The organism is Rhizobium sp. 05L429 (genome assembly GCF_056397645.1).
In genome coordinates this window covers 1-13,870 of record NZ_JBFTNV010000018.1, presented here as the reverse complement: position 1 = coordinate 13,870, position 13,870 = coordinate 1, and the positions used below count along the sequence as shown (strand labels likewise).

Sequence of the window (13,870 nt, the reverse complement as noted above, 5' to 3'; positions counted from 1 at the left end):
ATACTCCCTGTTGCGATGTTCCTTCGATGTAAGAATTTCCGATACGGTTTCCAACATCAATCCTTCTGGATTGAGCTTAATGTCACGGTATCGGCCTTTGTGACAAGTCATTCATCCATCGAAAAGTCGTGATTGACATTGTTTTGCGCGKGCGTGGCAAAAGCAAGACCAAGCTTCGTCATTCCTCGGAAGCGCCGCCGGGGGCCAGCAGTCCGAGTTCCTCGAGATCCAACTGGGTGATCGGGTCCTCGTCCTCGGTCAGTTCGTCGTTCATCAGGGGAGACGGAATATTGAAATTGGCGGGAATGCGGCCCGACAGGAGGCCGGCGCCCTTCAATTCTTCGAGACCCGGCAGGTCGCGCAATTCCTCGAGGCCGAAATGGTCGAGGAAGTCCCGCGTCGTGCCAAGTGTGACCGGACGGCCAGGTGTGCGCCGGCGACCGCGGAAACGCACCCAGCCTGCTTCCATCAGCACGTCGAGTGTGCCACGGGAGGTCTGGACGCCTCTGATATCTTCGATCTCGGCGCGCGTCACCGGCTGGTGATAGGCGATGATCGCCAGCACTTCGAGTGCTGCGCGGGAAAGCTTTTTAACCTCGTTCTCGTCGCGGCGAATGACGAAGGAGAGATCGGCGGCAGTGCGGAAGGCCCAGGCGCTGTCGACCTGGACGAGATTGACGCCGCGCGGCGCGTACTGCTCCTTCAGGCGCAGCATGATCTCATGCGCATTCGAGCCCTTCGGCAGGCGTTCGGTGATGAAGCTTTCGGATACCGGCTGGGCGGAGGCGAAAACCAGCGCTTCGGCTATGCGCTCCGCTTCAATCTCGGCCTGCAGATCGCGGGAAGCGCCCTCGCCTTCCAAGTCTTCGCCTTCAAAATCCTCGTCTCGCGCGTCGATCAATCCGACTGCTCCTGTTCGACCACCTGCAGGGTGGCATGGTTCGGGCCGCGGCGCATGTAGATCGGCTGGAAGGCGCCGTCCTGGCGTAGTTCGAGCTTGCCTTCGCGCGCCAGCTCCAACGAGGCGGCAAAGGCGCTGGCAATAGCGGTGACGCGTTCGGCAGGGCTTGCGAGATAGCGCAGCAAATATTGTTCGAGGACCGTCCAGTCGACGATATCGCCGATCAGTTGTGTCAACAGTTCACGAGCATCGGTGAGCGACCAGACAGTGCGGCGTTCGATAGTCACCTGAGTGATCGCGTGACGCTGGCGCAACGCCGCATAGGCGCTCAGCAGGTCATAGAGATTTGCATCATAATCGGACTGCTGGCGATCCGGGATATGCTCGGGTGCGCCGCGGGCGAAGATATCGCGGCCGAGCCGGTTGCGGTTGACGAGGCCATCGGCAACCTGGCGCATCGCTTCCAGACGCTTCAGGCGGAAGGCAAGCGTTGCGGCCATCTCCTCGCCCGAAGGGCCATCGTCCTTGACCTGCTGCGGGATCAGCAGTCGAGACTTCAGATAAGCAAGCCAGGCTGCCATGACGAGATAGTCGGCGGCAAGCTCAATGCGGATACGCCGCGCGCTTTCGACGAACTGCAGATATTGCTCGGCAAGCGCCAGAACGGAAATACGCGACAGATCGACCTTCTGATTACGGGCAAGATAAAGCAGCAGGTCGAGCGGACCTTCGAAGCCGGCGACATCGATGACCAGCGCGGGCTCGTGGCTGGAACGCTCAGAGCCATTCTCCTGCCACAGCTTGTCCATCGGCGTCGACGCCGCCTGAGATCGGTCCGTGCTCTTGATCGTGTTCACCCTACCCTGCCTCTGCTCAAGCTATCGCAAACATGGCGTCGAATTCTGCCCTTATCGCCGCCTCGTCCGCAGCATCCGGCGTCGGAAAACCTTCCTCCACCGCTCGTGCCCGCTCGTGCGCGGGGCCTGTCAGCGGTGGAACATTTGCCACGACATCGCGCATCTCGTCCATATGGCCGTTGCAGTGCAGCACGATATCGCAGCCACCGGCAATGATATTCGCCGCACGCTCGCCAATTGTGCCGGAAAGMGCGTTCATCGAGGTGTCGTCTGACAGTAGCAATCCCTTGAAGCCGATCTCGGTGCGGATCACCTCATCGATCACCTTCCGGGAAGTGGTCGCCGGATTATCCGGATCGATCGCCGTGAAGACGACATGGCAGGTCATCGCCATCAACTCGTCCTTCATGTCAACGAAGGGCTGGAAGTCGTGGGCTGCAAGCTCCTCGCGCGACACCGTCACAACGGGCAGCTCCAGATGCGAATCCGCAAAGCCACGCCCATGGCCCGGCATGTGCTTCATGACCGGAAGCAAGCCACCGGCTTTCAATCCCTCGGCGGCTGCCCGGCCCATTTCCGTTACGGTGACGGGATCGCCGCCATAGGCTCTGTTGCCGATGACATTGCTGCTGCCTTCAACCGGCACGTCCAGCACCGGCAGGCAATCGACATTGATGCCGAACCGCTGGAGATCGAAGGCGTGCAAGCGTGACATCAACCAGGAGGCGCGCAACCCAAGCGAGCGGTCGCGGCGATAGAGATCGCCGAGCGCCTGTCCAGGCGGATAATGCTGCAGGATCGGCGGACGGATACGTTGGACACGTCCGCCTTCCTGATCGATCAGCACAGGCGCATGCCAGCCGACACATTCGCGCAGCTCGGCAACAAGATCGCCGATCTGCTGCGCTTCGGAAATATTTCGCCCGAAGAGGATGAAGCCCCAAGGGCGTTCAGCCCTGTAGAAGGCCTTCTCTTCGTCGGTCAGCTTGAGGCCGCTGCAGCCGAGGATCATTGCTTTTGATTCGGTCATACTCGAATCATAAGGGCCGCCCCGCGAATTGCGAGCAAGGTCAAGCGCGATCCCACAAAAAAAGAACGGCGGGGCAAGCCCGCCGCTCCGATAGRAATATCCAAAAAGCTCAGCGCGAAATGAGGCAGCTTCCACCGGCGGACMGATACTGCTCGCAAAGGGCGGCAGCTTCGTCCTTCGAGCCGGCCGGGATGCGGACGCGGTAGAAAGTGCCCTTGCCGGCGATATCGGCCTTGCGGATTTCATAAGCGCGGCCAGCAAGCACACCGCCGAACTTCTTCGACAGGCTGGCGTACGACTTTTTCGCCTCATCCTCTGACGGCAACGATGCGATCTGGATGCCATAGCCACCACTTGCGGCGGCCGGAGCCTGCTGTGCCGGCTGGGCAGCGGCTGCTGCCGGTGCAGAAGCGACCTGCGTCGGCTTCTGCTGGGCCGTCGGGCGAACATTGCCGTTCTCGGTTACCGTGCCGACGACATTGACCGGCTGATTGGCCGGGCGGGCCGTCGGGACAGGCGCCGTATCGGTCGTCGCAGCGGGGGCTGCATCGGTGATCGGCGTCGTCTTCACTGCGCGAACCGGCGGATCGACCTGGTCTGCATTGGCGGCGTTCACCTCAGCCACCTTGGCCGTCGTCTGAGCCGGCGGGGCTGCAGGCGCCGTTCCGACGGGCGGAAGTGCAGCAGAGGCGACCTGATTGCCGGTGTTTGCCGGGAAGCTTGCAGCAGACGGCGTCGTCGCCGGCTGGGCTGCAGGCGTTGCCGATGCCACGTCATTGGCCGGTGCGGGTTGATCGGCAGGCGCCGTCTCTTCGCGGGCGACGAGCGTGCCGTCCGGCTTGACGATCATCGTGCGGACCTTGCGAGGCGAAACGGACGGTGTCTCATCGTCACCGGACGCAGAGGCATCCGCAGTGTTGTTTTGCTCGGGCAGCAGGCGCGGATCCTGCGTCTCGCCGACAGCCGTCGGCAGAACCGGATCGGCACTGCCTTCATCGTCATCGGGCGAAACTTCAGGCGTCAGCGTGCGCTGGACGACATCGACCGGTGCCTCATCGGAGGAAACCAGCGCCTTCTGCTTCGGCTCTTCGGCTGAACCTGCGACCCGGTCATAAACGGCCTTGTCCTGGTTCGGCACGGTCTTACCGCCCGGATTTTCAGGAACGACCTTTACCGGTTCCTTATCGGCAGTGATGACACGCGGCTCGCCGGAGCTGACGATGCTGAGGCCTGGACCGTTGGAAACCCAGGTGTAGACACCGTAAGCGCCGCCGGCAAAAACAACCAGCGTAGCGGCTGCGGCCAGCAGGCGACGCATGGAGCGGGCACGGTTGAAATCCGCGGTCTGGCTGGCGGATTCGATATGGACTTCGGAAACGTTCTCGCGGCGCTCGACCGGCTCGCGCACACTGCGGCGGAAATCCTCCTCCAGTGCGCGTTCGAAATCATCAAGCCCGTCTGCGAAAGCGGAGCTTGTCGGCTTGGCGACAGCGGCTGCCGTTGCAGCAGCGGCCGGGGGTGCCCAAGCCGGGGCGACAGGCGCCTTCTCCTGCCGCTTGGCAGGCTCGAAGAAGCTTGCGATCTCGGCATCGAGATCGAAATCGAAATCGGCGGTCTTGGCTACAGGCTCAGGATGCTCGACAGGCGGCAGCGTCGGAACGTGCATGTCCTCGACCGTCTCGGGACGATCTTCCGGATCGGAGATCATCGACGGATCGAATGGCAGATCGTCGGTGGATTCGATCGCCCGCACCGGCTTGGCATAGCTGACCGGAGCAGGCTGCGGCTGCGGCACGAAAACCGGTGCTGGCTGCGGACGCGCCGCCGGCTGTGCTGCGGCCACAGGTGCTGCACGCACGGGCTCCGGCTTCGACTGCGGAGCCGGCGACTCAGAGAAGTCGAGATCGGCGAGTTCAAGTTCGATACCGGCGAGATCCAGCTCGAAATCATGGCCGGCAAACGGATCTTCAGCTTCCAGTTCCGGCTGGCGCGCGACGACGGGAGCAGGAGCGATAGGCTGAGAAACCGGCTCTACCGGAGCCTGAACGACCGGATTCGCCGCTTCAGGCTGGCGAAGAACGGGCGTCGCACGGCTCATCGGTACGGGCGCAATGACCGTCGGCTGTAGGGCTGCGCGAGCAACAGGCGCCTCGAAGACAGGCGTCTCGAAAACAGGCGGTTCAAAAATGGGCGCTTCGAAGACCGGCGCCTCGAAAACGGGAGCAGCAGGAACCGGCGCGACCTGCGGTGCCGGCGGCGCAACTACAGGCTCCGGTGCAGCAGCGACAGATTCAGCCACAACGGGCGATGAAGGGCGCTGCGGCACGGGATAACGGGAGACATCCGCCAGGAGATCGTCGAGAACGAAAGCATCCGCATCAAAGGCAGGTTCCGGCAGCGCTTCCGTCAGAGCCGCATCGGGATGGACATCACCTTCGACTGCAGCGGCGATCAGATCGAAACCGGCATTATCGGGTTCGGCCCGCTCTTCGAAGACAGCAACGTCATCAAGCGTTGCGACAGGCTCTTCAGGAAGGGCGACCTCTTCGTGGCGATCGATCTCCGCCGGAAAACCGAAAGATGCCGCAACCGGCTCGAAATCCGCAGCTTCAACCGCCGCGACCGGCAGAGGCTCTTCAGCTACATCAGGCACAACCACTTCGGGTTCGACCGTGAATTCCTGTTCTGCAACAAATTCAGGTTCGCTCGTGAAGGCTTCAACCGGAGCCGGCTCAACAACCGGAGTCTCGACGACCGGCTCTTCCCGGCGCGGCGCGTGAAAATTGGCAAGCGGAAGACGAATGCTGGCGGCCGACCACTGAGGCGCCTTTGCCGGCGGCTGAGTGGGTGGCGCGACAGGAGCAGCGCCGCCGATCGAGAGCTCAAGCTCCTCAATCAGATCGCGGGCGCCACCATAGGCCGTGAAAGTAAGCGGAGGTTCCGCGGAAACAGCGACAGGCCTGGACGGCGCAGGCAACCAATCGGTTGCGACAGGCGCCTCCCAATCGAGTGCAACCGGCTCCGGAGGGGCCACCTCGGGAGCGACGGCAACTGCTTCCGGAAGCTCGGGCTCGACGACAGGTGTCTCGAAATCGGTCGCAACCGACAGAGAAAGCTCTTCGCCGATCGAGGGCACTTCGTCCTGGACCGGCTCGACATATTCGTAGGTTTCKACTTCCCGGGTGGTTGGCTCTGCCGGGTGATCGAGAGCAGCCAGGGGACGCGGCGTATCGTAACGCTCGAACTCGCGGAGAAGCTCGTCCTCAAGATTGAGAGACGGCTCCTGCCGTTCGGGCTCGCTTACAGTATTGGCCGCAATTCGAGGTTCAAAGCCGACGATACGAGCAAGTTCAGCCAACGGATCATCGTCGGCAAACATATCGTCTTTACCGCGCGTGTCATACGCAAGTCGTTTATCAGCCATGCCCATCCCACTCAAAAACGCTAACACTTCAATGCCAGCGCATTGTGGGTAAATGGTGACGTTATCGCATTTCGTCCGGTGCGGCAGTGCCTGTAATGGCAAGTCCCGACTTCAAAACCGACGCGACGGCGTACACCAGCCCAAGTCTGGCAGTACTCGATTCTCGGTTCTTATCGTTAACAAATCGTAATTCAGTCTGATCTTTACCTTTGTTCCAGTGAGCGTGGAAGGCGCTGGCAAGATCATAGAGGTAAAAAGCGATGCGATGCGGCTCTTGAGACTGGGCTGCACTTTCGACCACGCGCGGGAATTCCGCGGCCTTGGCAATCAGCTGTAATTCGGCAGAATCTCTAATGCCTGCAACGGATTGCGCCAAAAGCTCGGGAGTCGGGGCGAAGTCCGGGAAGGCCTCCTTGGCCTGCYGGAAGACGGACATGCAGCGAGCATGTGCATACTGCACGTAAAAGACCGGATTATCTTTGGATTGCTCCGTTACTTTCGCGAAATCGAAGTCCAGAGGCTCCGAATTCTTGCGATAAAGCATCATGAAGCGGACCGAATCACGTCCGACCTCCTCAACGACATCGCGCAATGTGACAAAATCGCCCGAGCGCTTCGACATCTTCACCGGCTCGCCGTCGCGGTACAGCTTCACGAGCTGGMAGAGCAGCACCGTCAGCTTGGCCTTACCTTCGGAAACACCACGCGCGACCGCCTCCAGACGCTTCACGTAACCACCGTGATCGGCGCCGAGCACATAGATCATCTCGTCGAAACCGCGGTCGAACTTGTTCTTGAAGTAGGCAACGTCAGCGGCRAAATAGGTGTAGGAGCCGTCCGACTTGATGAGCGGACGGTCGATATCGTCACCGACTTCGGTCGAGCGGAAGAGCGTCTGTTCGCGGTCCTCCCAATCCTCAGGCAACTGGCCCTTCGGTGGCGGCAGCGTGCCTTTGTAAACATAGCCCTTGAAGGTCAGGTCGTTGATGGCAGTGCGGATCGCAGCCGCGCCATTGGCATGCAGGGTGCGCTCAGAGAAGAAGACGCCGTGATGGACGTTGAGGGCTGCGAGATCCTCGCGGATCATCACCATCATCATCTCAATGGCGCGATCCTTGACGATCGGCATCCACTGCTCTTCCGGCATGTTGTGCAGGCGTACGCCATATTCGGCAGCGAGCGATTCACCGACCGKGACCAGATAATCACCCGGATACAGGCCGGACGGGATATCGCCGATCCTCTCGCCAAGCGCTTCGCGGTAGCGCAGGAAAACGGAGCGGGCGAGCACATCGATCTGCGAGCCGGCGTCGTTGATGTAATATTCCTTGACGACATCGTAGCCGGCAAAGGCCAGCAGGTTTGCCAGCGCATCGCCGACAACGGCGCCGCGGCAGTGGCCGACATGCATCGGGCCAGTCGGATTGGCCGAAACGTATTCGACGTTGACCTTCTTGCCCTGCCCCAGCACGGAGCGACCGTAATCCGTGCCCGTGCGGATCATCGCATCGAGCACACGCTGCCAGTAGCCAACGGAAAGCCTGATATTGATGAAGCCGGGACCAGCGACGGAAACCTCGGCGACATCGGTGTCTTCCTGCAGCTTGGCGATAATGATTTCGGCAAGCGCACGCGGATTGGTACCGAGCGGCTTGGCGAGCACCATGGCGGCATTGGTTGCCACGTCGCCGTGGGTCGCGTCACGTGGCGGTTCGACTGCAATGCGACCGAAATCGAGCTCGGATCGCTTTTCCTTGACCAGCTCGAGCTGTTCAAGGGCGTTTTTAATCCTGGCTTCAAAATCGGTAAAAAGGTTCATCGCATTCTTCCATGCACAGGCTGTGCCAACAGGGTCGCCGGCGGCTGCCGGGCGGCTGCTGCCTATCGCAAATCGGGAGTGTGGTCAAACAATCGCCTGTGGGCACTGATGGCATAGGTGTCCGTCATGCCGGCCAGATAATCGCCGACATGGCGGGCCTTCGGCGCGTCGGAAAGGCCTGCGATATGGTCGACCCAATAATGGCTCTGCATCTCCTTGGGATTGGCCATGTAAGCGCCAAACAAGTCTTTGACGATCTGGGCAGCACCCGCGCGAATGCGCATGATATCGGGATTGCGATAGATGCGCTTGAAGAGCATCGCCTTGATCTGCCTGTCGGTCTCGGACATTTCATCCGAAAACGTCGCGAGCACATGGTCGGCCTTGCGGATATCGTCGGCGCTTTGCGGGTTCAACTGCCCAAGACGCTTCTGCGCCACGCCGATGACGTCCTCGACCATGCGCGTGATCTGTCGGCGCATGATCTCATGCGTGAAACGGCTCGGCTCCAGATGCGGGTAGCGCTCCCGCACCTCGGCCATGAGCCCGGCAAGAAACGGAATTTCCTCCAGCATCTCGAAATTCAGATAGCCGGAGCGCAGACCGTCATCGATATCATGCGTATTGTAGGCGATGTCGTCAGCGATCGCCGCCACCTGCGCTTCGAGGCTTGCATAGCTCTCAAGCTCCAGATCGTGCAGCTCGCAATAATCGAGAATCGGCTGCGGCACCGGTCCGCGCGTGCCGACACCATCGGCCGTCAGCAGCGGACCGTTGTGCTTGACAAGACCTTCGAGGCTTTCCCAGGTCAGGTTGATGCCGTCGAATTCGGCATAACGCCGCTCAAGTTTGGTGACGATGCGCAAGGATTGGGCATTGTGGTCGAAGCCGCCATAGGGCAGCAGCTCTTCGTGCAGCGCATCCTCGCCGGTATGGCCAAAGGGCGTGTGGCCGAAATCGTGGACGAGCGCCACGCCCTCGGCCAGATCCTCATCAGCCTTCAGGGCGCGGGCAAGCGCGCGGGCGATCTGCGCTACCTCGATCGTATGCGTGAGGCGTGTGCGATAATGGTCGCCGTCCTGGGCGATGAATACCTGTGTCTTATGCTTCAGCCGGCGGAAGGCCGTCGTATGGATGATGCGGTCGCGGTCACGCTGGAAGTCGGAACGCGTCGGGCTGCCGCCTTCCGCATAGAGACGTCCGCGCGAATTCCATGGATCTGCCGCATAGACCGCCCGTTCGCCATAACCGAAACCCAATGCATGCCTGTCGAAGCTCATTCTTCACCGTCACTAATGCGTTGCAGCCTTGCCCATTGACGCCGCTTTCCACTCTTCATACCTATAGCCCATAGAAACGGCAAAGAGGCGCTTCATCGTCCGCTTCGCCAGATCCTGTCCTTTACCTAGGGAACATGATAAGTTTCTTTGATATCATGCGTTTGAATATCAAACGCCGAAAAAGAATTCTCTCCGGAACTTGACCCCGGCAGGAGGAAAAATGACTGAAGTGAATGTAACCCTTTCCGATGCCGCGGCAAAGCGTATTGCGGCCATTGTCGGCAGCGATCCCGGCAAGAGCGCGTTGCGCGTCTCCGTCGAAGGCGGCGGCTGTTCCGGCTTTTCCTACAAGTTCGACCTTGTCGATGCGCCGGCAGAAGACGACCTTGTCGTCGAGAAGAACGATGCCAAGGTGCTGATCGACAGTCTCTCGCTGGTCTACATGGCCGGCTCGGAGATCGATTTCGTCGACAATCTGCTCGGCCAGTCGTTCCAGATCAATAATCCGAATGCAGTGGCAAGCTGCGGCTGCGGCACCAGCTTCGCAATCTGATCCAACATCTGCTTTCCACATCCAACCGGCCGAAGATTTTCTTCCGGCCGGTTTCGTGTCTTGTCCGACGGCGCCGGAGCGCGATACAAGAACGCTCGAGACAKAGAGCAGGATGGAAGCCATGAAGATCGCGACCTGGAACATCAACGGCGTCAAGGCGCGCATCGACAACCTGACGCAATGGCTGAAGGATTCCAGTCCCGACATCGTCTGCCTGCAGGAAATCAAAACGGTCGACGAAGGCTTCCCGCGGCTGGAGATCGAGGCGCTCGGCTACCACGTCGAAACGCATGGTCAGAAGGGCTTCAACGGCGTTGCCATTCTCTCCAAGAGCTCRCCWTCSGAAGTCAATCGCGRCCTGCCGGGCGATCCGCTCGAYGAGCAGGCGCGWTTYCTCGAAGCCGTCTTCTCSYTGCCCGRCAACAAGGTGGCGCGCGTTTGCTGCCTCTACCTTCCGAACGGCAACCCACCGGAAACGGAAAAATACCCCTACAAGCTCGCCTGGATGGAGCGCCTGCGCAAATTCGCGGCCGAGCGTCTGGAATTCGAGGAAATTTTCATTCTCGCCGGCGACTACAACGTCATCCCCGAGCCGCATGATTGCTTCGACCCCAAGGTCTGGGCAAGCGATGCGCTCTTCCTGCCGCAAACGCGCGAATCCTTCCGCCGGCTGGAAAATCTTGGCCTCGTCGAYGCCGTACGTTCGGCGACGGATGCGACAGCGCTCTATTCCTTTTGGGATTATCAGGCCGGCGCCTGGCCGAAGAACAACGRCATCCGCATAGACCATCTGATGCTGTCACCGGAAGCAGCTGACTGCATGACGTCAGCGGCGATCGAAAAGCATGTGCGCGCCTGGGAAAAGCCGTCCGACCACGTGCCTGTCGTAGCTTACTTCGATTTTGCTGCCTGAGCTTTAAAGCTCAGTCATCCGAACCGGTCGCAATCGTGTGCGACAGGGATACGGCCGCGCGCCGATCTGCTTCGCTGGCGATGGAGAAGGCATCTTCCTGCAACGATTGCATCCAGCTGCAATCCTTCGGTTTGCAGCGGTCGAGAGCCGCCGTCATCAACGCCAGGCCGCGGGCGGACTGGCCTTCATCGAAAAGGATGTTACCGAAGACCGACATGGCGCCGGGGTGGCCGCTCTTGCGGGCCTGATTGAGCCATTTCTTGGCCTGATTGATATTGGCGCTGCCGCCCTCGCCTGCCAGCATCATCTGCGCAAGCTGGAACTGCGCTTCGGGAACACCGAAGGTAGAAGCAACCTGGAAATAGAGCTGGCGGGACTGATTGAGATCGATCTTCACCGGGCTGCCGGCAATGCCGTGCTTGTAATAGCTGGCAAGCGACAGCAGAGCATTGATGAAGAAGCCGGTATCCTCCGAACCAGGCTCCACGCCCTGCTGTGCGATCTCGCTATAGATCTTGAAGGCTTCGAAATCATCCTGCGCCACGCCGTCGCCGTCGGCATACATGTTGGCGAGCGCCCAGCGCGAACCGGTGTGGCCCTTTTCGGCGGCATATTTATAGGCTTCGACCGCCTCTTCCTTCTGACCGTTCTTGTACGCCTTGAAACCGAATTTGAAGAGATCGAAAGGCCCCGATTCTTTCGTGACGCCCGTCTTTATGTCGAATGCCAGCACCGGACAGGCCATGGCCAGAGAAACGGCCATCGACATGCTAAGCAGCGTGAATTTGAACAATCTGAACTCGGACGTTACCATCTCTACCGGTTTCTTTCGTTCATCACAGACGCCTGGCGGCGGCCTTTTTCGCCGTTCTGCCCGCGTGGGATGCATTCCTTCCAGGCGAGCGATCCCACGGCGGGCTCCAAGGCCCCTTTACCCGCGTCGCTTCCAGCCCCATGCCCCTCTTTCAAAACCAGCACATCCTTGTGAACCATCCGCCTTCCGGCATGGTCCGCATGTGATGCCTGCGGTACTCCCTTTGCGATCCAAGTCTCCACCCGTCCGCCTTTATCGTCTTCGTAAACAGCAAATGTGACCAAACCGGTATCGCACCCTTCCCTGAAGAACGAAGCTTCATGCCGGAGGACTGAAAATGATGGAAAGACGTGAATCTGCAACACTGACGAAGGGGCGTGTTTCCGGCCGGAAATGCCTTTGGCGGAAAGCAAAACAGCTGCTGCCGCTGGCTTCTCGCCCGCGCTATCGCGATGTCTGGCATTAGCGGAAAAAATTCGACCCATGCTACTGCTTACGCACACCCTACGCTTGTCATTTCCTCGCCCGCTAATAGCGCTGCGCTCTCTTTGTGGCGGGAAATGGACAAATTCGCCCCACCGACACCATACGCGAACCGTTGTAAAAAAGTGTTGCYGAATCGTCACAAAACGAGACGAGAAGATGGAATGATTAATGGCGTCAAACAAAGAAGAGCCCGGCAGTGCCGGGCTAGTCAATTCTTCAAATCAGGGAATTAAAACTTGACCTTTATGCTGGTCGATAGTGCAGCAACCAGATCGTTGCCAAAGGAATAGGAGACATCATCTCCAAACGTGACGCCATTCTGTGTCACGACGCCAGACGAACCACTCGTCAGGACGCCAACGGCACCGGCGACGCGCCACTCGATATGTTCTGTCGGCGTGAAGGCAGCACCGACGCCAAGCGTCCAGCTATCGGTCTGAGAGCCATAGCCCTGGCTAGTGCCGCGGTCCCATGTCAGGCTGACAGCGCCTGCCCATTGATCATTGAATTTGTGGCCGACACCACCGGTGATGGTCCAGCCATCACGATAGAGAAGGTCGAGCGAGGTCAGTTCCGTCCTCCCTCCGGAGGTGCAGGCGACCAGGCCCTTCGTCGATGTCGGGCAGAAAGGCACAGACTGAAGGACGCTCCAGTTCGTCCACTTGACCGAACCGAAAGCGAGCCAATCCGGAGCGATACCGCTCTGCAATTTCAGTTCGAGCGAATCCGGCGCTTCGGCGGAACCGAAGACGGGCGTCACCCTTCCATAGGGAGCGGCATTCAGCGGCGCAAAGGGTGCAGTAACCTGCGTGAGATCCACCGTACCCGTCAGGTTGTCGTACTTTACGCGGCTGTTGTAGACGAGGCTCGCGCGCATCGCATATTCCGGGATCTCATAGGCAAGACCGGCGCGCCAGCCCCAGCCATTGTCTTCAAGATCGAGGCGACCGATGCCATTGCCCGTGCCGAGCAGAAGCGGAACCGTCGAAACCAGACGCTCCTTGAAGCCGTCGACTTCCTGATAGAAGGCACCGCCGATGACACGAAGCTGGCCGGGGCCGACATCGAAACGATAGGAGCAGGTGCCACCATAGTTGCGGGTATTGATCTCCGTCTCGATATTGTTATTGGCGCCAGCCCAGTTCAGACCGGGATTGGAATGCCCGCCAAATGGCTCGGAATAGTCGACAAGGCAGTCGATCGCATCGCCGAAACCGGCCTTGAAGCCAATATAAGGAACGGTGTAATTTGCGGTATCGTCGGCGGTGCTCGAACGGTTGTTCAGATTGCCACCCCCTGGAGATACCGAGGTATCCGTGTCGCGCGCGTTCTTCAGCTTGCGCTGGGGCGTGACATATATAATGCCTGATTGAAACGAGAAGGGCGAGGTATCGAACAACTGATCGATATTATAGCCGCCGCGCTCCAGACCACCCGCAAAGGACGGTGAAGCGAGCGCCGAAAGGATAATGAGCGATGTTACGCCACTGGAAAACATACGCGCTGCCATTGTGTCTCCCCMACTCAAGCAATTGATGTAATCACACTGTGCTAGTGAACTTAACAAATCGCAACGAGACGCTCCGCTGCGACGCGAAGTTGCGTTATGACTAATTTACGTAACTAATTGACGGGCACGTCAAAAAATTGGATAGATAAAATTCTATTCTTCTATCTGTCGATTTTTAGGGGCCTATTAGATTCTCATTCCACTACAGGTAGAAGCTGTATCAAAGTGACAACAGTAGCGATTTTCGCGTTCAGCATCCCCCAAACGGGTTATATCCACAGGC

11 protein-coding genes are annotated in these 13,870 nt (G+C 59.5%); 2 read left to right on the top strand and 9 right to left on the bottom strand.

The annotated features are described in order from the left end of the window. Nucleotides 1-178: 178 nt before the first annotated feature. The 6 genes from scpB to AC1DNW_RS19265 form a co-directional block, all read right to left on the bottom strand. On the bottom strand, nt 179-901 hold the full coding sequence (gene scpB / locus AC1DNW_RS19290) for an SMC-Scp complex subunit ScpB (RefSeq protein WP_113311595.1): 723 nt from the start codon (nt 899-901) through the stop codon (nt 179-181). Then, nucleotides 898-1,758: a segregation and condensation protein A gene (locus tag AC1DNW_RS19285; protein WP_113311594.1), complete on the bottom strand. Its 861-nt coding sequence runs from the start codon at nt 1,756-1,758 to the stop codon at nt 898-900. The genes scpB and AC1DNW_RS19285 overlap by 4 nt, the downstream gene beginning before the upstream one ends. 16 nt (nt 1,759-1,774) lie before the next feature. Beyond that, complete coding sequence (nagZ, locus tag AC1DNW_RS19280) at nt 1,775-2,788, bottom strand: beta-N-acetylhexosaminidase (protein WP_113311629.1); 1,014 nt, start codon at nt 2,786-2,788, stop codon at nt 1,775-1,777. Between the two features lie 109 nt (nt 2,789-2,897). After that, nucleotides 2,898-6,212, bottom strand: a complete 3,315-nt coding sequence (locus AC1DNW_RS19275; RefSeq protein WP_477854084.1) for an SPOR domain-containing protein — start codon at nt 6,210-6,212, stop codon at nt 2,898-2,900. Nucleotides 6,213-6,273: 61 nt separating this feature from the next. Next, nucleotides 6,274-8,031 carry an arginine--tRNA ligase gene (gene argS / locus AC1DNW_RS19270; protein WP_477854083.1) on the bottom strand — a complete coding sequence of 586 codons (1,758 nt, stop codon included), beginning with the start codon at nt 8,029-8,031 and terminating at the stop codon, nt 6,274-6,276. Between the two features lie 62 nt (nt 8,032-8,093). Next, the gene (locus AC1DNW_RS19265) at nt 8,094-9,311 is read right to left on the bottom strand and encodes a deoxyguanosinetriphosphate triphosphohydrolase (protein ID WP_113311592.1); all 1,218 of its coding nucleotides are present in this window, start codon (nt 9,309-9,311) and stop codon (nt 8,094-8,096) included. 220 nt (nt 9,312-9,531) lie between these two features. Between AC1DNW_RS19265 and erpA the strand changes: the two genes are divergently transcribed. Both erpA and xth read left to right on the top strand, forming a co-directional pair. After that, nucleotides 9,532-9,864: an iron-sulfur cluster insertion protein ErpA gene (gene erpA / locus AC1DNW_RS19260; RefSeq protein WP_113295721.1), complete on the top strand. Its 333-nt coding sequence runs from the start codon at nt 9,532-9,534 to the stop codon at nt 9,862-9,864. Nucleotides 9,865-9,985: 121 nt separating this feature from the next. Further along, nucleotides 9,986-10,777 (top strand): exodeoxyribonuclease III, encoded by a 792-nt coding sequence (gene xth / locus AC1DNW_RS19255; protein WP_477854082.1) that lies wholly within the window; start codon nt 9,986-9,988, stop codon nt 10,775-10,777. 10 nt (nt 10,778-10,787) lie between these two features. Here the strand turns inward: xth and exoR are convergent, their stop codons facing one another. From exoR to AC1DNW_RS19240, 3 genes are all read right to left on the bottom strand, one after another. Beyond that, nucleotides 10,788-11,591 (bottom strand): exopolysaccharide production regulator ExoR, encoded by an 804-nt coding sequence (exoR, locus tag AC1DNW_RS19250; protein WP_113311591.1) that lies wholly within the window; start codon nt 11,589-11,591, stop codon nt 10,788-10,790. Between the two features lie 2 nt (nt 11,592-11,593). Then, a complete protein-coding gene (locus AC1DNW_RS19245; RefSeq protein WP_477854081.1) occupies nt 11,594-12,076 on the bottom strand; it encodes a hypothetical protein in 483 nt (160 codons plus the stop codon). Nucleotides 12,077-12,306: 230 nt separating this feature from the next. Then, complete coding sequence (locus AC1DNW_RS19240) at nt 12,307-13,587, bottom strand: outer membrane protein transport protein (RefSeq protein WP_477854080.1); 1,281 nt, start codon at nt 13,585-13,587, stop codon at nt 12,307-12,309. Nucleotides 13,588-13,870: the final 283 nt, after the last annotated feature.

Bases quoted from the DNA above. Each gene is read 5' to 3' on its own strand.
- exoR (WP_113311591.1), bottom strand. From the start codon at position 11,591: ATGGTAACGTCCGAGTTCAGATTGTTCAAATTCACGCTGCTTAGCATG.
- AC1DNW_RS19265 (WP_113311592.1), bottom strand. From the start codon at position 9,311: ATGAGCTTCGACAGGCATGCATTGGGTTTCGGTTATGGCGAACGGGCG.
- AC1DNW_RS19240 (WP_477854080.1), bottom strand. From the start codon at position 13,587: ATGGCAGCGCGTATGTTTTCCAGTGGCGTAACATCGCTCATTATCCTT.
- AC1DNW_RS19245 (WP_477854081.1), bottom strand. From the start codon at position 12,076: ATGGGTCGAATTTTTTCCGCTAATGCCAGACATCGCGATAGCGCGGGC.
- erpA (WP_113295721.1), top strand. From the start codon at position 9,532: ATGACTGAAGTGAATGTAACCCTTTCCGATGCCGCGGCAAAGCGTATT.